This window comes from Friedmanniella luteola (genome assembly GCF_900105065.1).
GTDB lineage: Bacteria > Actinomycetota > Actinomycetes > Propionibacteriales > Propionibacteriaceae > Microlunatus > Microlunatus luteolus.
Genome location: NZ_LT629749.1, coordinates 1231329 through 1249198 on the forward strand (window position 1 = coordinate 1231329; position 17870 = coordinate 1249198).

Annotated in this window: 16 protein-coding genes; 8 read left to right on the forward strand and 8 right to left on the reverse strand. The window is 72.2% G+C overall.

What is annotated here, in order from left to right; all coding sequences use genetic code 11:
* Window positions 1-52: 52 nt before the first annotated feature.
* Window positions 53-1063, forward strand: coding sequence for a tyrosine recombinase XerC (locus BLT72_RS05870; RefSeq protein ID WP_091411027.1), 1011 nt, complete (start codon window positions 53-55; stop codon window positions 1061-1063).
* A gap of 22 nt (window positions 1064-1085) precedes the next feature.
* Here the strand turns inward: BLT72_RS05870 and BLT72_RS05875 are convergent, their stop codons facing one another.
* Complete coding sequence (locus tag BLT72_RS05875; RefSeq protein WP_091411029.1) at window positions 1086-2117, reverse strand: peptidoglycan DD-metalloendopeptidase family protein; 1032 nt, start codon at window positions 2115-2117, stop codon at window positions 1086-1088.
* A gap of 119 nt (window positions 2118-2236) precedes the next feature.
* On the opposite strand from BLT72_RS05875, the gene BLT72_RS05880 reads away from it, so the two are divergent.
* The gene (locus BLT72_RS05880; protein ID WP_091411031.1) at window positions 2237-2992 is read left to right on the forward strand and encodes a metallophosphoesterase family protein; all 756 of its coding nucleotides are present in this window, start codon (window positions 2237-2239) and stop codon (window positions 2990-2992) included.
* Between the two features lie 13 nt (window positions 2993-3005).
* On the opposite strand, the gene BLT72_RS05885 is transcribed toward BLT72_RS05880, so the two are convergent.
* From BLT72_RS05885 to BLT72_RS05915, 7 genes are all read right to left on the reverse strand, one after another.
* Entirely contained in the window at window positions 3006-3950 is a 945-nt protein-coding gene (locus BLT72_RS05885) for a glycoside hydrolase family 43 protein (protein WP_091411033.1), read from the reverse strand.
* A gap of 160 nt (window positions 3951-4110) precedes the next feature.
* A complete protein-coding gene (locus BLT72_RS05890; RefSeq protein WP_091411036.1) occupies window positions 4111-5016 on the reverse strand; it encodes a carbohydrate ABC transporter permease in 906 nt (301 codons plus the stop codon).
* The gene (locus BLT72_RS05895) at window positions 5013-5975 is read right to left on the reverse strand and encodes a carbohydrate ABC transporter permease (RefSeq protein WP_091411038.1); all 963 of its coding nucleotides are present in this window, start codon (window positions 5973-5975) and stop codon (window positions 5013-5015) included. Before BLT72_RS05895 ends, BLT72_RS05890 begins: the two co-directional genes overlap by 4 nt.
* Window positions 5975-7348 carry an ABC transporter substrate-binding protein gene (locus tag BLT72_RS05900; RefSeq protein ID WP_091411040.1) on the reverse strand — a complete coding sequence of 458 codons (1374 nt, stop codon included), beginning with the start codon at window positions 7346-7348 and terminating at the stop codon, window positions 5975-5977. Before BLT72_RS05900 ends, BLT72_RS05895 begins: the two co-directional genes overlap by 1 nt.
* A gap of 187 nt (window positions 7349-7535) precedes the next feature.
* Complete coding sequence (arfA, locus tag BLT72_RS05905) at window positions 7536-9065, reverse strand: arabinosylfuranosidase ArfA (protein WP_091411042.1); 1530 nt, start codon at window positions 9063-9065, stop codon at window positions 7536-7538.
* Window positions 9066-9220: 155 nt separating this feature from the next.
* Window positions 9221-10216 (reverse strand): LacI family DNA-binding transcriptional regulator, encoded by a 996-nt coding sequence (locus BLT72_RS05910; RefSeq protein WP_091411044.1) that lies wholly within the window; start codon window positions 10214-10216, stop codon window positions 9221-9223.
* Between the two features lie 61 nt (window positions 10217-10277).
* A complete protein-coding gene (locus BLT72_RS05915) occupies window positions 10278-12119 on the reverse strand; it encodes a glycoside hydrolase family 2 protein (RefSeq protein WP_091411046.1) in 1842 nt (613 codons plus the stop codon).
* Window positions 12120-12382: 263 nt separating this feature from the next.
* On the opposite strand from BLT72_RS05915, the gene rpsB reads away from it, so the two are divergent.
* The 6 genes from rpsB (at window position 12383) to rlmN (ending at window position 17861) form a co-directional block, all read left to right on the forward strand.
* Window positions 12383-13336: a 30S ribosomal protein S2 gene (gene rpsB / locus BLT72_RS05920; protein WP_091411049.1), complete on the forward strand. Its 954-nt coding sequence runs from the start codon at window positions 12383-12385 to the stop codon at window positions 13334-13336.
* Window positions 13337-13393: 57 nt separating this feature from the next.
* Window positions 13394-14215 carry a translation elongation factor Ts gene (tsf, locus tag BLT72_RS05925; RefSeq protein ID WP_091411050.1) on the forward strand — a complete coding sequence of 274 codons (822 nt, stop codon included), beginning with the start codon at window positions 13394-13396 and terminating at the stop codon, window positions 14213-14215.
* A gap of 99 nt (window positions 14216-14314) precedes the next feature.
* Window positions 14315-15061: a UMP kinase gene (pyrH, locus tag BLT72_RS05930; protein ID WP_091411052.1), complete on the forward strand. Its 747-nt coding sequence runs from the start codon at window positions 14315-14317 to the stop codon at window positions 15059-15061.
* A gap of 68 nt (window positions 15062-15129) precedes the next feature.
* Window positions 15130-15684: a ribosome recycling factor gene (gene frr / locus BLT72_RS05935; RefSeq protein WP_172826199.1), complete on the forward strand. Its 555-nt coding sequence runs from the start codon at window positions 15130-15132 to the stop codon at window positions 15682-15684.
* Between the two features lie 75 nt (window positions 15685-15759).
* On the forward strand, window positions 15760-16665 hold the full coding sequence (locus BLT72_RS05940; protein ID WP_091411056.1) for a phosphatidate cytidylyltransferase: 906 nt from the start codon (window positions 15760-15762) through the stop codon (window positions 16663-16665).
* Window positions 16666-16730: 65 nt separating this feature from the next.
* Window positions 16731-17861 carry a dual-specificity RNA methyltransferase RlmN gene (rlmN, locus tag BLT72_RS05945; protein ID WP_231930369.1) on the forward strand — a complete coding sequence of 377 codons (1131 nt, stop codon included), beginning with the start codon at window positions 16731-16733 and terminating at the stop codon, window positions 17859-17861.
* The last annotated feature ends 9 nt before the right edge of the window (window positions 17862-17870 follow it).

Genomic DNA, 17870 nt, shown 5'->3' on the forward strand with positions numbered 1-17870 from the left:
GTCGGGCGGAGTGGCGGCTTGCCCGGGCCTCCGCGTCGGGTGACGCTGGGGCATGACCACCGCCGGCTCCTCCGCGACGGCGACGGCGGAGCCGCTGTCGGCGGAGTTCGCGACGCTGGTGGAGGACTACGCCCGGCACCTGCGCCTGCAGCGCGAGCTGTCCGTGCACACCGTGCGCGCCTACACCGGCGACGTCACCGGCCTGCTGCGCCACCTGCAACGGCTGGGCCTGACCTCCCTGGACGCCGTCACGATCCGGGCGCTGCGCAGCTGGCTGGCCCGCGAGCAGACCCGCGGCCAGGCGCGCTCGACCCTGCAGCGCCGCTCGGCGGCCGTCCGGGTCTTCTTCACGTGGGCGCAGACCTCCGGCCGGGTCGCGACCAACCCGGCGGCCGGCCTGCGGTCCCCGCGCAAGGAGCGCTCCCTGCCCCCGCACCTCGGCCAGACCGAGGCGGCCGCGATGCTGGACGCGGCGCGGCCCGGCCCCGACCCGGAGCCCGACCCGCGGGCCTCCGGCCCGGGTGCCGCGGACCGCCCCGCCACCCCGCACGACCCCGCCGTCGTCCTGCGCGACCTCGCCCTGCTCGAGGTGCTCTACGCCACCGGCGTCCGGGTGGCCGAGCTCTGCGGGCTGGACCTCGACGACGTCGACACCGAGCGGCGGCTGGTCCGGGTCATCGGCAAGGGGGACAAGGAGCGCTCCGTGCCGGTCGGGCTCCCCGCGCTCCGCGCCGTCGAGCGCTACCTGGCCGACGGCCGACCGGCCCTGGCCGTCCCGACCTCGGGTCCGGCGGTGTTCCTGGGGGAGCGGGGCCGGCGGATGGACCCCCGGGTGGTGCGCCGCGTGGTGCACGCGGCCCTCGGGCGCGTCGAGGGCGCCCCCGACCTCGGGCCGCACGGCTTGCGGCACGCCATGGCCACCCATCTGCTGGAGGGCGGTGCCGACCTCCGCAGCGTCCAGGAGATGCTGGGCCACGCCTCGTTGGCCACCACCCAGATCTACACCCACGTCACCGACGAGAGGCTGCGCGAAGCCTTCGCCCGGGCCCACCCCCGGGCCTGACCGGGGCGCCCGACGCCGACGGTCACAGCGTGAACCAGCGGCTCGGGTCGGCGAGCCGTCCGTCCAGCCAGACCTGCAGGTGGAGGTGGCACCCGGTGGCGTAGCCGGTGCTGCCGACGCGGCCGAGGAGCTGACCGCGGACCACCTGCTGCCCCGGCCGCACGACGTAGCCCGCGGCGTGGGCGTACCCCGTCCGCACCACGACGCCGTCGACCCGGCCGTGCTCCAGCAGCAGCCGGTTGCCGTAGCCGCCCGCCGGCCCGACCGCGACGACCCGCCCGTCGGCGGGCGCGCGGACCGGTGCCCCGCAGGCGGCGCCGAGGTCGGTGCCGTCGTGCAGCTTCCACACGTGCAGCACCGGGTGCAGCCGCAGCCCGAACGGTGAGGTGACCGGGCCCCCCGCCGGCCGCGCGAAGCCGTGCCGGCCACCGGGGGCGGCCACCCAGCCGGCGCCCAGCCCGGCCGTCGCCGCCTCCGCCAGCCGGGCGCGCTCCGCCGCGTCCGCGGCCACGCGGTCGCGCCGGTCCGCCGGCACGAGGGCGACGCTGTCGGCGGAGCGCAGCGTGCGGAGCGGGTCCAGGTAGTCCGGACCGCTGCGCAGCCCCCAGTGCAGGCAGGGCTCCCGGCAGTGCGAGCCCGCCGTCAGGACGCCGAGCGGGTCTCCGACGCCGACGACGGCGCCGGCCCTCACCTGCGCCGCGACCGGCTCGTAGGTGGTGCGCAGCCCGCCCGTGTCCACGCTGACCACCCCCCGGCCCGCCACGAGCCCGGCGAAGGCCACCCGGCCGGGCAGCGCGGCGAGCACCGGCGTGCCCACCCGGCCGGCCAGGTCGACCCCGCGGTGGCCGGGGCCGTAGCGGTGGGCCGGGGCCACGAACGGACGGACGACCCGGGGGACCCCGGCCAGCGGCCAGCCGCCGCCGGGGACGGCCGGCTCCCGCGGCGCGCCGGTCGCCGGCTGGGCGCGGACCAGCAGCGCCGCCAGGACCAGCAGCGCGGTCGCCACCAGGGCCGGGGCGGCGCGGGCGGCGCGGCTGGTCCCGGTGGGCCTCATGACGTCTCTCCCATGACGGCACTCTCGGCACCGCGACCCGTCCCGTGCGGGGCAGGACCGCGGCGGTGGACGGCGGCCGGCCGCGCGCCCGGCCTGTGGACGGTCGTAGGGTCGGGACCATGCCCGGGAGCGTCGCGGTCCTGTCCGACGTGCACGGCGTGCTGCCGGTCCTCGACGCGGTGCTCGCCGAGCCGGACGTGCGCGGCGCGGATCTCGTGGTGGTCACGGGCGACCACGCGGCCGGACCGATGCCGGTGGAGGTCCTCGACCGGCTGACCGGGCTCGGCGCCCGCGTGCTGCTGGTCCGCGGGAACGCCGACCGCGAGCTGGTCGACCTCGCCCGTGGGGGCACGTCGCCCCATCCCGAGTCGGTCTGGGCCGCCCGGCAGCTGCGCCCCGACCAGGTCGCCCTGCTCGCCGGGCTGCCGCACCCAGCGCGGGTGGACGTCGACGGCTTCGGCCCGGTCGTGTTCTGCCACGGCACACCCCGCGACGACGAGGAGGTCGTCCTCGTCGACACCCGGCTGGCGCGGTGGGAGGAGGCCTTCGCCGGGCTGGCCCCGGAGGAGCGGACCGTCGTCTGCGGGCACACCCACATGCCCTTCGTCCGGCTGGTCGACCGGCGGCTGGTGGTGAACCCGGGCAGCATCGGCATGCCCTACGGCCGCGCCGGCGGCGCCTGGGCGCTGCTGCGCGACGGGCAGGTCGCCCTGCGGCACACCGAGGTCGACGTGGAGGCGGCCGTGGCCGCCGTCGTGGCCGGCTCCGGCTACCCCGACCGGGCGGCCTGGGCGGCGGAGTACCTGCGCGCGACGGCGAGCGACGCGGACGCGCTGCGGGCGTTCGGCCCGCGCGACGGCCGGCCGGCCGGCTGAGCCGCCCCGCTGCTCAGAGAGGTCGGGGCTGCTCGGTCCAGGTCGGTCCGGGGGTGCGCGGGCCGTCGTCGTCCCAGAGCAGCAGGTCGATGCACAGGCTGCGGCGCGTCATCGCCTCGTCCCAGGCGTGGTAGACCAGCACGTCGGTGCCGGCCGGGGTGGTGACCACGCTGTTGTGACCGGGGCCGCGGACGTGCCCCGGCACCGTGGCCAGCAGCCGCGCGGCGCCCACGGGCTCGGTCCAGGGCCCCAGCGGGTGCTCCGCCCAGGCCCAGGCGACGCCGTACCCCTCGCCGAGGTAGGACCCCCCGGAGTAGAGCAGGTGGTACCGGTCGCCGTGCTGCCGGACGACCGGACCCTCGAGCGTGTGCCAGTCGCTGACCTGGCCGTGCAGCGACCGCTGCCGCTCGAAGATCTGCCAGTCGGCCGTCGGTGCCAGCACGGAACGGCCGGGGCCGGCCAGCGCGGTCATGCCGGTCATCTCCGCGACGGCCAGGTGGGTGCCGACCCGGTCGGCGTCGAGCACGTCGCGCGCGTAGTACAGGTACCAGCGGCCGTCGGCGTCGCGGAACGGGTGCGGGTCGATGGCGAACAGCTCGTCCGGGGTGAGGTCGACGCCGCAGTCGACGAACGGGCCGAGCGGCGAGCCGGCCGTGGCCACCCGCAGCGAGTGGCCGCGGTCCTCGAAGCCCACCGAGTAGTACATCCACCAGCGTCCCTCGGCCGCGACGACCTCCGGCGCCCAGTAGTCGCTGCCCTGCTCCGGCGGCAGCGGCGTGAGGGCCCCGCCCACCGACGCCCAGCTGACGAGGTCGGTCGAGGTCAGCACCCGGAAGGCCCGGCCGTCGACCCACGGCCCGGTGCCGTAGGCGACGTAGCGGTCCTCCCACCGGACGACGAAGGGGTCGGCGAAGTACTCCGGCCAGACCGGGTTGGTGTAGGTCCGCCGCCTGCTCACCGGGGCGACCGGCCGTCGACGGTGGTGGGGTGGGGTCCGGGAGCGCGCATGTCAGGGTCTCCGTCGTCGTCGGGATGATGGCCGGGTCGCCGTCGGCCGGCACCCGGGAAGCACAGGACCGCCGGTCCCCAGGGGGAGCCGGCGGTCCAGTGCGGGGTGGTCAGCCCTTGATGCCGCTGCTCGCGACACCTTCGATGATGTAGCGCTGCACGAAGATGTAGAGGATCAGCACCGGCACCGACGCGATGGTGGCCCCCGCCATCACGATCGGGTAGTTGGTGTCGAACGCGCTGTTCAAGCTCGACAACCCGGCCGGCAGGGTCAGCCGCTCCGGGGAGAACAGCACGAACACGGGCCAGACGAACTCGTTCCAGTTGGTGAGGAACGACAGCATCCCCAAGGTGATCAGCGCCGACTTCGACACCGGCAGGATGATCCTGACCAGGATCTGCAGGGTGTTGGCGCCGTCGATCAGCGCGCTCTCCTCCAGCTCCTTCGGGAGCGCGAGGAAGAATTGCCGCAGGAAGAACACGCTGAACGCACCCGCCGCCGTCGGTACCGCCAGGGCGAGCACCGTGTCGAGCCAGCCGAGGCTGTTCATCAGCAGGTAGTTGGGCATGAGGAAGATGAAGCCCGGCACGAACAGGGTGGCGATGATGGTGGCGAAGACCGCCCCCCGCCCCCGGAACGGCATCCGCGCCAGCGCGTAGGCCGCCATGGACGCCACCACGAGCACGATGACGGAGTGCAGGAGGGCCGACACGAAGGAGTTGATCGCCCACAGCAGCACCGGGTTGGTGGCGTCGCTGAAGATGACCCGGAAGGCCTGGAGGGTCAGCTCCTCGGGGACGAGCTGCAGCGGCACCTGCCGGGTGTCCGCCTGGGTGCGGAACGCGGTCAGGTACATCCACAGGATGGGCACGATGAAGATCAGGGCCAGGATCACCATCCCGACCCAGAACACCGGGCCGTTCCGGTCGCGGTGGTAGGTCTTGCTCCGCGGCTTGTTGGCCGTGGTCGTGGTGCCGGCGGTGGCGGTGCCGCTCGGGATCTCCGTGGTGGTCATGCCTTCGGCGTCCTCTCCCGCATGAGATAGAAGATGATGAAGGAGATGATCCCCAAGAAGATGGCCAGCATGTAGCTCATCGCGGACGCCGTCCCCATCTTGAAGGACCGCAGACCCTCCTGCGTCATCACCATGATGGCCGTCCGGGTGCTGTCACCCGGGCCACCGTTCGTCACCAGGTAGGACTGCCCGAACATGTTGGCGCTCGCCAGCACCGTGGTGGTGACGACGAACACGAGCACGTTCCGCAGCCCCGGCAGGGTGATGTTCCGGAAGGCCCCGAACTTGCCGGCCCCGTCGAGCTCGGCCGCCTCGTACTGCTCCGCCGGGATGTCCTGCAGCCCCGCCAGGTAGATGATGGTGTTGAAGCCCATCGTCCACCAGACGGTCATGCCCACCAGGCCGATCCAGGCCGCCGGCTGGGTCGCCGTCCACCCGACCGGGTCGATGCCGACGAAGCCGATGATGTAGTTGATCAAGCCGTACTGGGTGTCGAGGAGGAAGTTGAACAGCACGCCCACCACGGCGATGCCCAGCACGAACGGGGCGAAGATCATGGCCCGGAAGAGCCCGCGGAAGCGGAACTTCCGGTTGAGCAGCATGGCGACCAGCAGCGGGATGACCACCAGGAACGGCACGCTGGCGACGACGAAGATGGCCGTCGCCCGCATGCCGTGCCAGAACTGCTCGAAGATCACCGACTGCGAGTCGAACAGGTCCTTGTAGTTCTGCAGCCCGATGAACGGCTTGGACGGCAGCATAAAGTCCCAGTCGTGCAGGCTGATCCAGATGCCGAACACCGCCGGACCGAGGACGAAGGCCAGCAGCAGCACCGCGTAGGGCAGCAGCAGCAGGTACGGCGTCAGGGGGTGGTAGAGCCGCAGCTTCCGGTTCCCCGAGGACGGTCCGGCCAGCGCGGACGGGGCGGTGCCCGCGCTGACCTCGGTCGCCGTGCTCATTAGCTGTACTTCTTGAGGTTGGCCGCGAGGATCTTGTTGGCCTTCTGACCCCCCTCGGCCAGCGCGGTCGCGACGTCCTGCTGGCCGAGGATGGCCTTGCTGACGGCGGTGTTCCACTCCACGCGCTGGTCGGCGACGCCCGGGATCGGGGGCGGGAACTTGATGTAGTCGAGCTCCTTGGCGAACTCGTTCACCGCACCCTTGGCCTTGAACTCCGCGGAGTCGCGCACCTCGTTGCGGGCCGGGACCATGCCGGCGTCGGCCCAACCCAGCGACTGCTGGGAGATCCAGTTGACGAAGACCCGGCTGGCGATCGCCTTGTTGTTGTCGGGCTTGATCTGACGGGGCAGCACGAACTGGTGCGAACCCGCCCAGGTGGCCAGCTCGTCGCCGATCTTGGGGACCGGGGCGGCCCCCCACTTGAGCTTCTTGTTCTCGGTCAGCGGGGTGGTCATCCACGGGCCGTTGATCATGAAGGCGGCCTTGTCGGCCTGGAACCCGATGCTGGGTCCGTCGTTCGCCGCGTTCTTGGGGCTGTGCCCGTTCTCGATCAGCGCCTTCAGCCAGGTGATCGCCTTGACCCCGGCCTCGCCGTCCCAGCCGACGGTCGCGCCGTCGTCGTTCACCATCTTGCCGCCGAACTGGTAGAGCAGCGTCTGGCCGGGGAGGTCGTTGGCGTTGACCGCCGAGGTCCACATCCCCTCGATACCCTTGGACTTGAGGGCGTCGAGCATGGTCATCAGCTCGTCACCGGTCGTCGGCGGCTTCTCGGGGTCGAGGCCGCCCTTCTCCATGACGGTCTTGTTGTAGAAGAAACCGGCCGGGTGGATGTCGAGCGGGATGCCGTACCGCTTGTCCTGGTACAGGCCGCCGGTCCAGGCGATCGGGGCGAAGTCCGCCTCGGACAGCTTCAGGGCGGTCGCCACGTCGTCGAGGGGCTGGATCACCTGGCGCGCGGCGTTCGTGGCCAGGTCGTCGTTGTGCATGATGCCGACGTCGGGCGCCTTGCCGTTGCTCACCGCGGCCGGGAGCTTCTGGAAGTACTCCGCCCAGATGATGCGGGTCTGCTTGACCTGGATGTTCGGGTGCTCCTTGTTGAAGGCGTCGACCAGCTTCTGCATGATCGGGCCGTCACCTCCGGTGAGGCCGTTCCAGTAGGCGAGCTCGACGTTGGGGCCCTCGTACTTCTCGGCGCCACCGCCACCCGCGACGGACTGCTGCTGGCCGGGCACGGCGCCCGAGCCGGGGCTGCAGCCGGCGAGGCCGATGGCGGCCGCGGTGCCGAGAGCACCGCCGAGCAGGCCGCGGCGGGAGATCGCGCTCGCCGCGAACGAGGTCGCTCCGGTTCCTGCAGCGCTGAACGTCTTTGTCATTGCGTGGTCCTCTCGAGGTGGTGGTGGGTGTTCGCCTGACCGAGCTCGCCCTGGTCGAGGGTCGAGCGGACCGGTAGGCCGTGGTGCTGGTCGGTGGTGGGGCGGGAGGCGGGATCGGCCGCTGTGAGGATGATCACACGCGGCTCCCGCTCAGGTGGGTGGGACGCGGACGATCGATGGTCACGACTCAGCCGCGCTGGGCGTCGAGCTCGAAGACGGTCCAGGACAGCGCCGGCAGGTTCGCCTTCAGCTGCCCGGAGTCGACGACGTGGTCGTCGAAGGACACCGGGTTGATCGCCTGGTGGTCCTCCAGGTTGGTGGTGTTCCGGTCCTGGCCGGCCCCGGCGTGCAGGGTGGTGGCGGTCAGCACCCGGGTGGAGCCGAGCCCGCGCAGGTCGACCTCGAGCGCGGCGTTCTCGGTGAGGCTGCGGTTGGCGACGAAGAGCGCGGCGCGCCCCGACTCCGCGTCATAGGTCGCCGCCGCGTCCACCAGGGGGACGTCGGTGTAGGCGGGGGAGTCGTAGCGGTCGCTGGTGGCCACCACCTGGATGATCTGACCGGTGGCCAGGCGTCGGACCTGCTCGAAGGGGTGGGCGATGGTCTGCTTCCAGGCCTCGCCGCCCTCCTCCGAGCGGAGCAGGCCGATCACGTTGACCAGCTGGGCCTGGTTGGCGATGGTGACCCGGTCGCCGTGCCGCAGCAGCGAGTTGAGCAGCGTGCCCACCACGACGGCGTCGGTGACGGTGTACTCGTCCTCGATCAGCCGCGGGTTGGCCCGCCACTCGGCGGTGCGGGGCTTCGGGCCGTCGCCGTTGAAGCGGCTCTGGTACCAGACGTTCCACTCGTCGAAGGAGAGGTTGAGCGTCTTCTGGTGCCGCCCGCGCGCCTTCACGGCGTCCGCCGTCGCGACGACGCTGTCGATGAAGTAGTCCATGTTCACCGCGGAGGCGAGGAAGCTGAGCGGGTCGTCGTCGCGCTCCTCGTAGTACGCGTGGCACGAGACGTAGTCGACGGTGTCGTAGCAGAGCTCGAGGACCGTGTCCTCCCAGGCACCGAAGGTCGGCATCCGCGAGTTCGAGGAGCCGCAGGCGACGAGCTCGATCTCGGAGTCGATGAGCCGCATGGCCTTGCCGGTCTCGTTGGCCAGCCGGCCGTACTCGACGGGCGTCTTGTGGCCGACCTGCCAGGGCCCGTCCATCTCGTTGCCGAGGCACCAGAGCTTGTAGTTGAACGGCTCGGCCGCGCCGTTGGCGATCCGACGGTCGGACCAGTAGGTGCCGCCGGGGTGGTTGGTGTACTCCAGCAGGTCGCAGGCCTCCTGCAGCCCGCGGGTGCCGAGGTTGACCGCCATCATCACCTCGGTGCCGGCCTTCTTGGCCCAGTCGTCGAACTCGTGCAGGCCGAACTGGTTGGTCTCGACCGAGTGCCAGGCCAGGTCGAGGCGGCGGGGGCGGTCCTGCTGAGGCCCGACCCCGTCCTCCCAGCGGTAGTTGGAGACGAAGTTGCCGCCCGGGTAGCGGACGACGGTGGGGCCGATCTCCCGGGTGAGCTCGAGGACGTCGGTCCGGAGGCCCTGGTCGTCGGCGGAGGGGTGGCCGGGCTCGTAGATCCCGGTGTAGACGCACCGGCCCATGTGCTCGACGAACGAGCCGAAGAGCCGACGGGGAACGGGGGCGATGCTGAAGGCCGCGTCCAGGACGAGTCGTGCAGCAGGCATGCGGGGAAGGTTCTCCTCGGGTCGGCGTTGACGGAGGTGGAGCGTGGTCGTGCACGGGTCCGCGGGACCCCTGGGGTCCCGGTGACGTGGGGTGGACGTTACATCGTTGTACTGGCCCTCACAAGAGGAACCGCGGGATCGTTCCCGCGCCGTGCTCAGCGGGGACGGGTGCTCGCGCGACGCACGATACGGTGCGGCAGGACGGTGCTGCTGGAGGGGTGCGACGGGTCGTTGATCCGGCGGGCCAGCAGGTCCAGGGCCATCTCCGCGACCACCTGGCGGTCGAAGTGCACCGTCGTCAGCGGCGGCACCGTGTAGGCCGCCTCCGGGATGTCGTCGTAGCCGACCACCGACAGGTCGTCCGGCACCCGGTACCCGTCCGCCCAGAGCGCGCTGAGCACGCCCATGGCGAGGGTGTCGGTGCAGCAGACGAGGGCGTCCGGCAGCGGGTGGTGCGCCAGGTGGGACCGCACGGCCTCGGCGCCGCCCGCCGACGTCCAGCCGTGCACGTCGATCTCCAGCGCCGGGTCGAGCGGGAGCCCGGCCGCCGTCAGCGCCTCCCGGTAGCCCTGCCGGCGGAGCTGGTAGCTGGCCGAGGGCATCCCGCCCAGCAGGGCGATCCGGCGGTGGCCCTCGTCGACCAGCAGGCCCGTCAGCTCCCGCAGCGCCCGCACGTTGTCGGTCCACAAGTGGTCCACCGCCGGCTGCTCCACCTCGCCGATCATCACCACCGGCGGCAGCGAGACCCCCGGCTGGACGGCGGAGGTCTCGAGCAGGACCGGGTTCAGCACCAGGCCGTCGATCAGGTGCGAGCGGGCGCGGGAGAGCAGCTGCGCCTCCCGCTCCACGCTGCCGGCCGACTCCTCGATCTGCACCGTCAGGCCGCGCCGGGCCCCGGCCTGGACGAACGCCCGCGTGATGGAGGCCGAGTACGGCGTGCTCAGGTCGGGCAGCGCCACGGCGATCACCCCGGTGCGGCCGTTCCGCAGCCCGCGCGCGGACAGGTTCGGCACGTAGTCGAGCTCGCGGAGCGCGTCCTCGACCCGCTGCCGCGTCTCCGGGCTGACCGGGAAGGTCCCGTTGACGACGTTCGAGACAGTCTTCGGCGAGACCTGGGCGTGCCGCGCGACGTCGCGGACCGTTGCTCGCATGGGGCGAAGTTAACCGCGCTTCTCCCCGGGCAGCAACGACGATCCGCCGCGCGGCGCGCGCTCAGCGGCTCTCGTAGGCCGCCGCCCGGGTCTGCACGGCGTGCAGCCGGGGGGTGTCGAACTTGGGCCGGCGGTGCTCGTCGTAGATGCCGTTCTGCTCCTGGAAGGTGTCCGTCAGCTGGGTGTAGCAGTAGCCGAACATCCCGGGGTCGTCGAGCAGGACGTCGACCAGCCCGGCGAAGCGGACGTAGAAGGCGTCCTCGTCGCGGACGCGCTGGCCGTAGCCCCAGGACGTCTCCCGGCCCAGCTGCTCGGCCTCGGCCGCCGCCATCGCCGCGTTCCACCAGATGCCGCCGAACTCGCTGACGAAGTAGGGCTGGCCCCGGTGCGGCTGCGAGATCGTCGCCCCGTCGTGGACGTTGGTGTAGCCCTGGCCGCGGGCCAGCCCCCCGACCTGCGCGGCGAACGCGGCCGGGTCCTGCTCGTAGTTGTGGCTGTCCCAGACGTCGGTCTCCAGCACCCGGTGCGAGTAGCCGGACGCGTCCAGCACCGGACGCGACGGGTCGGCCAGCTTGGTGGCCAGGAACATCGCCCGGGTGACGTCGTCGAGCTGGGTGATCCGGTCGCCGAGGGGCTGCCACGTCTCGTTCAGCGGGCACCAGCCGATGATCGCCGGGTGGTTGTGGTCGCGCTCCAGGGCCTCGAGCCACTGGGTGACGAAGCTGGCGGTCGGCTGCTGGTGGTCCGTGGTCGCGCCGTGCCCGCCGGCACCCCAGTCGGCGAACTCGCCCCAGACGAGGTAGCCGAGCCGGTCCGCGTGGTGCAGGTAGCGCTCCTCGAACACCTTCTGGTGCAGCCGGGCGCCGTTGAAGCCGGCCTGCTTGCCCAGCCGGATGTCGTCCACCAGCGCCTGGTCGCTGGGTGCGGTCATCAGGCTCTCGGGCCAGTAGCCCTGGTCCAGCACGAGCCGCTGGAAGACGTGCCGGCCGTTGATCAGCACGGCGTCGCCGTCGAGGGCGACCGAGCGGAGGCCGGCGTAGCTCTGCACCCGGTCCAGCTCGCCGTCGGGGCCGCTGAGCACCAGCTCGAGGTCGTAGAGGTGGGGGTCCTCCGGTGACCACGGGCGGCGCCGGTCCTCCGGCACGGTGAGCACCACGCCGGGGGCGAGGTCGAGGTCGGCGGCGACCTCGGCCCGCGCGACCTCGCCGGCCTCGTCGGACAGCACCACGGTGACGCGGCTGCCCGGCAGGTTGCGCGAGAGGGGGGTGACGACGGTGAAGCTGCCGCTGGCCAGCTGCGGGGTGATCCGCGGGCGGCGCAGGTGCACCGCGGTGACCGGCTCCATCCACACCGTCTGCCAGAGGCCGGTGGTGCGGGTGTAGTGGCAGTCCCGGTTGGCGAAGCGCACCGACTGCTTGCCCCGGGCCTGCGGGCCCTCCTTGGGGTCGCGGGCGCGCACCACCAGCGTCACCTCCTGGCCGCCGCGCGCCAGCCCGGTCAGGTCGGCGGTGATCGGGGTGAACCCGCCGCGGTGCCGGACCACCTCGGTGCCGTCGACCCAGACCGTCGCGTCGTGGTCCACGGCGCCGAGGTGCAGCAGCACCGACGCGTCACCCCACTCCTGCGGCACCGTGACGGTGCGGCGGTACCAGACGGCGCCGAGGTAGTCGACGTCTCCGATGCCCGACAGCTCCGACTCGGGGGCGAACGGGACCGTGATCCGGTCGGCCAGCGGCCGCCCGAGCAGGCCGCGCTCCAGGCCGGAGTCGCCGCGGTCCACCTCGAACTCCCAGGAGCCGTTCAGGCAGAGCCAGCGGGAGCGGACCATCTGGGGCCGCGGGTACTCGGAGCGGGGGAGGGTGGGGTCGGCCGGAGGCGTCGTCGGCGTCGTCGTCGGTGTCATGGCACCAGCCTGGCGGACCCCCCGGACGGGCTCGCGGGCGGGGATCGAGCGGACGGTCAGCCGCCGTGCCGGTGTAGACTTGTCCCAGCAGCCCAGCCTGGGCTGACTTCGCATGCCCGCGTCCCGTCATCGACGGGGCGGCGCCTCCGGTCTCGGTCGTCCCGAGTCGGCGCCGTGCCGGGCATCAGGGGTGCCGAACAGCTCGGCACCGACCCAACCGCACGCCGGCCCCCGCGGAGGCCGGTAAGGAAAGGAATACGGCCATGGCCGTCGTCACCACCCGCCAGCTCCTCGAGAGCGGCGTCCACTTCGGGCACCAGACCCGTCGCTGGAACCCCAAGATGCGTCGCTTCATCTTCACCGAGCGCAACGGCATCTACATCATCGACCTGCAGCAGTCGCTCACCTACATCGACAGCGCCTACGCCTTCGTCAAGGACGTCGTGTCCCGCGGCGGCCAGGTGATGTTCGTCGGCACCAAGAAGCAGGCGCAGGAGACCATCGCCGAGCAGGCGACCCGGGTCGGGATGCCCTTCGTCAACCAGCGCTGGCTCGGTGGCATGCTCACCAACTTCCAGACCGTCATCAAGCGCGTCCAGCGGCTCAAGGAGCTGGAGGGCATGGACTTCGACGACGTGGCCGGCTCCGGCTTCACCAAGAAGGAGCTGCTCGGCTTCCGCCGCGAGATGGAGAAGCTCGAGAAGACCCTGGGCGGCATCCGCGACATGGGCAAGACCCCGCAGGCGGTGTGGATCGTCGACACCAACAAGGAGCACCTGGCCGTCGACGAGGCCCGCAAGCTGAAGATCCCCGTCATCGGGATCCTGGACACCAACTGCGACCCCGACCTGGTCGACTTCGCGATCCCCGGCAACGACGACGCCATCCGCTCGGTCGCGCTGCTGACCCGCGTGCTGGCCGACGCCGTCGCCGAGGGCCTCGTGGCGCGCTCCGGTGCGCAGGGTGGCGGTGCCGCCGAGGCGACCGCCGGCACCACCGAGCCGATGCCGGACTGGGAGCGCGAGCTGCTGGGCGCGGCTCCTGACGCCGCGCCGGCCGAGGTCGCCCCGGTCGAGGCCGGGTCCGCCGAGCCGGCCGACGACGCCGCCCCGGTGCCCGCGTCCGAGCAGCCGGCCGAGGCGGCCGTCGAGGCCGAGGCTGCGGCCGACGCCCAGGTCGACGTCGAGCAGCAGGACGACCAGCCGGTCGCCAACTGACCTGCTGGGCCGCGCCGCCCACCCGCACCACAGACGAAAGACGAGGAACCAGAACGCATGGCAACCATTGCTGCCGCTGACGTGAAGAAGCTCCGCGACGCCACCGGCGCGGGGATGATGGACTGCAAGAAGGCCCTGACCGAGACCGACGGCGACTACGAGAAGGCCGTCGAGTTCCTGCGGGTCAACGGCCAGGCGAAGGCCGCCAAGCGGGGCGCCGAGCGCTCCGCGACCAACGGCCTGGTCGTGTCGGTCGACGGTGCGCTGCTCCAGCTGGGCGCCGAGACCGACTTCGTGGCCAAGAACGACGAGTTCCAGACGCTGGCCAACGCGGCGGTCCAGGCCGTCGCGGCGACCCGGGCGGACTCCGTCGACGCGGCGAACGCCGCGGCGCTGCCGTCCGGCCAGACCGTCGGCGAGGCCGTCGGCGAGCTCGCCGTCAAGATCGGCGAGAAGCTCGAGGTGTCGGCTGCGCGCTACTTCGACGGCCAGACCGTCGTGTACCTGCACCGCCGGGCGTCCGACCTGCCGCCCCAGGTGGGCGTGCTCGTCGAGTACGAGGGCAGCGACGAGTCCGCGGCCCGCGCCGCGGCGATGCAGATCGCCGCGATGCGGCCGCAGTACCTGACCCGGGACGAGGTCCCGTCGGACCTGGTGGAGAACGAGCGCCGGATCGCCGAGGCCACCGCCAAGGAGGAGGGCAAGCCCGAGCAGGCGCTGCCCAAGATCGTCGAGGGCCGGGTGAACGCGTTCTTCAAGGACGTGGTGCTGCTCGACCAGCCGTCGGTCACCGACAACAAGACCACGGTCGGCAAGCAGCTCGCGGCCGCCGGGGTTACCCTGAAGCGCTTCGCGCGCTTCGAGGCCGCCGGCGCCTGACGCCCGCGGACACATCCCCCGCATGAGCACCGACCGGCGCCACGACTGCCTGCAGTCGTGGCGCCGTTCGCTGCCTCGGCCCTGACCCCCAGGAGATCCATGACCAGCCCCGCTCCCACGGCCGACCGCGGCACGGCCGGACCGTACAAGCGCGTGATGCTCAAGCTCTCCGGCGAGGTGTTCGGGGGGGGCCAGGTCGGCGTCGACCCGATCGTCGTCTCCGCGGTGGCCCGGCAGATCGCCACCGTCGTCCGCAGCGGCGTGCAGGTGGCCATCGTGGTCGGCGGCGGCAACTTCTTCCGCGGCGCCGAGCTGCAGCAGGGCGGCATGGACCGCGACCGGGCCGACTACATGGGCATGCTGGGCACGGTCATGAACTGCCTCGCGCTGCAGGACTTCCTCGAGAAGGAGGGGGTCCAGACGCGCGTGCAGACCGCCATCACCATGGGTCAGGTCGCCGAGCCCTACATCCCCCGCCGCGCCGAGCGGCACCTGGAGAAGGGCCGGGTCGTGATCTTCGGCGCCGGCTCCGGGATGCCCTATTTCTCGACCGACACCGTCGCCGCCCAGCGCGCGCTGGAGATCGGCGCCGAGGTGCTGCTGATGGGCAAGCAGGGCGTGGACGGGGTCTACTCCGCCGACCCGAACCGGCACGACGACGCGGTCAAGTTCGACGACCTGACCTACGACGACTACCTGGCCCGCGACCTCAAGGTGGCCGACGCGACCGCCATCAGCATGGCGCGCGACTACAAGCTGCCGATGATCTTCTTCAGCCTGGACACCGACGGCACGATCGTCAGCGTCTGCGCGGGTGAGAAGATCGGTACCAGCGTCCACGCCTAGGCGCGGGCGACGAGCGACCAACGGCCCGCCCCGCGGGCTGCCGCACAACCGAAGGAGCGACACCCGTGATCGCCGACATCATCCGCGACGCCGAGACCAAGATGGCCAGCGCGGTCGAGTACGCCAAGGAGGAGTTCTCGGCGATCCGGACCGGGCGCGCCCACCCGGCGATGTTCGCGAAGCTGACCGCCGACTACTACGGCGCGCAGACCCCGCTGCAGCAGCTCGCGACCTTCCAGGTGCCCGAGGCGCGCGTCGTCCTCATCACCCCCTACGACCAGTCCTCGGTGAACGCGATCGAGAAGTCCATCCGCGACTCCGACCTCGGCGTCAACCCGTCCAACGACGGCAAGACGATCCGGGTGACCCTGCCCCAGCTCACCGAGCAGCGGCGCAAGGAGTACATCAAGCTGGCCAAGACCAAGGCCGAGGACGCCCGGATCTCGGTCCGCGGCGCGCGGCGCACCGCCAAGGACGCCCTCGACAAGATGGTCAAGGACAAGGAGGTCGGGGAGGACGAGGTCACCCGGGCCGAGAAGCAGCTCGACGCCGAGACCAAGAAGCACACCGACGCGGTCGACGAGCTGTTCAAGCACAAGGAAGCCGACCTGCTCGCCGTCTGAGCGGGCGGCGGACCTGATCTCGTGAACGGCTCTCTCTCGTGAACGGCCCTTTCTCGTGAACGGCACAGTCCCGCGGTGAGCGGCCCCTCCGCACCGCCCCCCGCGACCGAGGGCGGCGGCGCCCACGCCGCGACGCCCCACGGCCGCGCCGGGCGGAACCTGCCGGCCGCCCTCGCGGTCGGGCTCGGGCTCGGCGCCTACGTCGTGCTCACCCTGGTCTTCTGGCGTTTCGGCTTCGTCCTGCTCATCGCCCTGGCCCTCGCCCTGGCCTCGGTCGAGCTGGGCAACGCGCTGCGGCGGATCGGGCTGTACCCGGCCGTCGTGCCCATCGTCGTCGGCAGCGTGGCGATCGCGATCGGCTCCTACCTCGCCGGGCGGCAGAGCCCGGTGGTGTTCTCCACCACCAGCGTGCTGCTGGCCGCGCTGGCGCTGACCGTGGTCGCCTGCCTGGTCTGGCGGATGCGCGGCGGGGCCGAGGGCTTCGTCCGCGACACCGCGGCGAGCATGCTGATCATCGCCTACGTGCCGTTGCTCGGTTCGTTCGCCGCCCTGATCCTGGCGGCGCCCGAGGACGGGGTGGCCCGGATGATCCTGTTCCTGCTGGTCGTCGTGATGAACGACACCGGCGGCTACGTGGCGGGCGTCCTGTTCGGCAAGCACCCGATGGCCCCGCGGATCAGCCCCAAGAAGTCCTGGGAGGGCTTCGCCGGGTCGCTCGTCTTCGGGGTGGTCGCGGCCGTCCTGATGGCGGTCTACGGCCTCCAGGCCCCCGTCTGGGTGGGCGTCCTGCTCGGCGTCTGCCTGGTCGCGGCCGGCACCTGCGGCGACCTCGTCGAGTCCCTCATCAAGCGCGACCTCGGGATCAAGGACATGAGCTCGTTCCTGCCCGGTCACGGCGGGGTGATGGATCGGCTCGACTCGTTGCTCCTCGCGGCCCCGGTAGCCTGGGTCATCATGTACGTACTGGTTCCCGGCGGATGAGCGCCCCCGTCGAAGCGGGGGGGACGACCCCCCCTGTCCCTGCCGGCCGCGCGCTGCCGCTGGTGATGACGGCTCCGCGTCGCGGCAAGCCCCCTGTCCACTGGGCCGACCTGACCCCCGCCGAGCGCCGCGAGTCGGTGGAGGCGGAAGGTCAGCGGGCCTACCGCGCCCGTCAGCTGTCCTCGCACTACTTCGAGGGCCTGCGCACCGACCCCGCGGAGTGGACCGACCTGCCGCCGGCGCTGCGCGACCAGCTGTCCGCGAAGTTCATGCCCACGCTGCTGAACCCGGTGAAGACCTCCCTGGCCGACGCCGGGACCACGGTCAAGACGCTGTGGCGGCTGCACGACGGCGCGCTCGTGGAGAGCGTGCTGATGCGCTACCCGGACCGGGTGACGATGTGCGTCTCCAGCCAGGCCGGCTGCGGGATGGCCTGCCCGTTCTGCGCCACCGGCCAGGGCGGCCTGCAGCGCAACATGAGCGCGGCCGAGATCGTCGAGCAGGTCGTCGACGGCGCGCGCCGGCTCGGCCGCGGCGAGATCGCCGGTGGCCCGGCGGCCGGTGAGGACCCGGGCGGCCGCAACCGCGTCAGCAACGTCGTCTTCATGGGCATGGGCGAGCCGTTGGCCAACTACAAGGCCGTCGTCGGCGCCGTCCGGCAGCTCACCACCCCGACCCCGGACGGGCTCGGGATGAGCGCCCGCGGCATCACCATCTCCACCGTCGGCCTGGTGCCGCGGATGCAGCAGCTGGCGCAGGAGGGCATCCCGGTCACGCTCGCGCTGTCCCTGCACGCCCCCGACGACGAGCTGCGCGACGAGCTGGTGCCCATCAACACCCGCTGGAACGTCGAGGAGGTCGTCGACGCCGCCTGGGAGTACGCGAAGGTCACCAAGCGCCGGGTCTCGATCGAGTACATCCTGATCCGCGACATCAACGACCAGGCGTTCCGCGCCGACCTGCTGGCCAAGGTGCTGCGCCGGCGGGGCAACTGGGGCTGGGTGCACGTCAACCTGATCCCGCTCAACCCCACGCCCGGCTCCAAGTGGACCGCCTCCCGTCGCCGCGACGAGGACGAGTTCGTCCGCCGGCTCGAGGCGAAGGGTGTCCCGGTCACCGTCCGCGACACCCGCGGCCGGGAGATCGACGGCGCCTGCGGCCAGCTGGCCGCCACCGAGGTCGACGCCGGGGTCTGAGGCCGACTC

Excerpts from the sequence above, each read along its gene's own strand:
- BLT72_RS05870 (WP_091411027.1), top strand. The coding sequence starts at position 53 with ATGACCACCGCCGGCTCCTCCGCGACGGCGACGGCGGAGCCGCTGTCG.
- BLT72_RS05875 (WP_091411029.1), bottom strand. The coding sequence starts at position 2,117 with ATGAGGCCCACCGGGACCAGCCGCGCCGCCCGCGCCGCCCCGGCCCTG.
- BLT72_RS05880 (WP_091411031.1), top strand. The coding sequence starts at position 2,237 with ATGCCCGGGAGCGTCGCGGTCCTGTCCGACGTGCACGGCGTGCTGCCG.
- BLT72_RS05890 (WP_091411036.1), bottom strand. The coding sequence starts at position 5,016 with ATGACCACCACGGAGATCCCGAGCGGCACCGCCACCGCCGGCACCACG.
- BLT72_RS05895 (WP_091411038.1), bottom strand. The coding sequence starts at position 5,975 with ATGAGCACGGCGACCGAGGTCAGCGCGGGCACCGCCCCGTCCGCGCTG.
- BLT72_RS05900 (WP_091411040.1), bottom strand. The coding sequence starts at position 7,348 with ATGACAAAGACGTTCAGCGCTGCAGGAACCGGAGCGACCTCGTTCGCG.
- arfA (WP_091411042.1), bottom strand. The coding sequence starts at position 9,065 with ATGCCTGCTGCACGACTCGTCCTGGACGCGGCCTTCAGCATCGCCCCC.
- BLT72_RS05910 (WP_091411044.1), bottom strand. The coding sequence starts at position 10,216 with ATGCGAGCAACGGTCCGCGACGTCGCGCGGCACGCCCAGGTCTCGCCG.
- BLT72_RS05915 (WP_091411046.1), bottom strand. The coding sequence starts at position 12,119 with ATGACACCGACGACGACGCCGACGACGCCTCCGGCCGACCCCACCCTC.
- rpsB (WP_091411049.1), top strand. The coding sequence starts at position 12,383 with ATGGCCGTCGTCACCACCCGCCAGCTCCTCGAGAGCGGCGTCCACTTC.
- tsf (WP_091411050.1), top strand. The coding sequence starts at position 13,394 with ATGGCAACCATTGCTGCCGCTGACGTGAAGAAGCTCCGCGACGCCACC.
- pyrH (WP_091411052.1), top strand. The coding sequence starts at position 14,315 with ATGACCAGCCCCGCTCCCACGGCCGACCGCGGCACGGCCGGACCGTAC.
- rlmN (WP_231930369.1), top strand. The coding sequence starts at position 16,731 with ATGACGGCTCCGCGTCGCGGCAAGCCCCCTGTCCACTGGGCCGACCTG.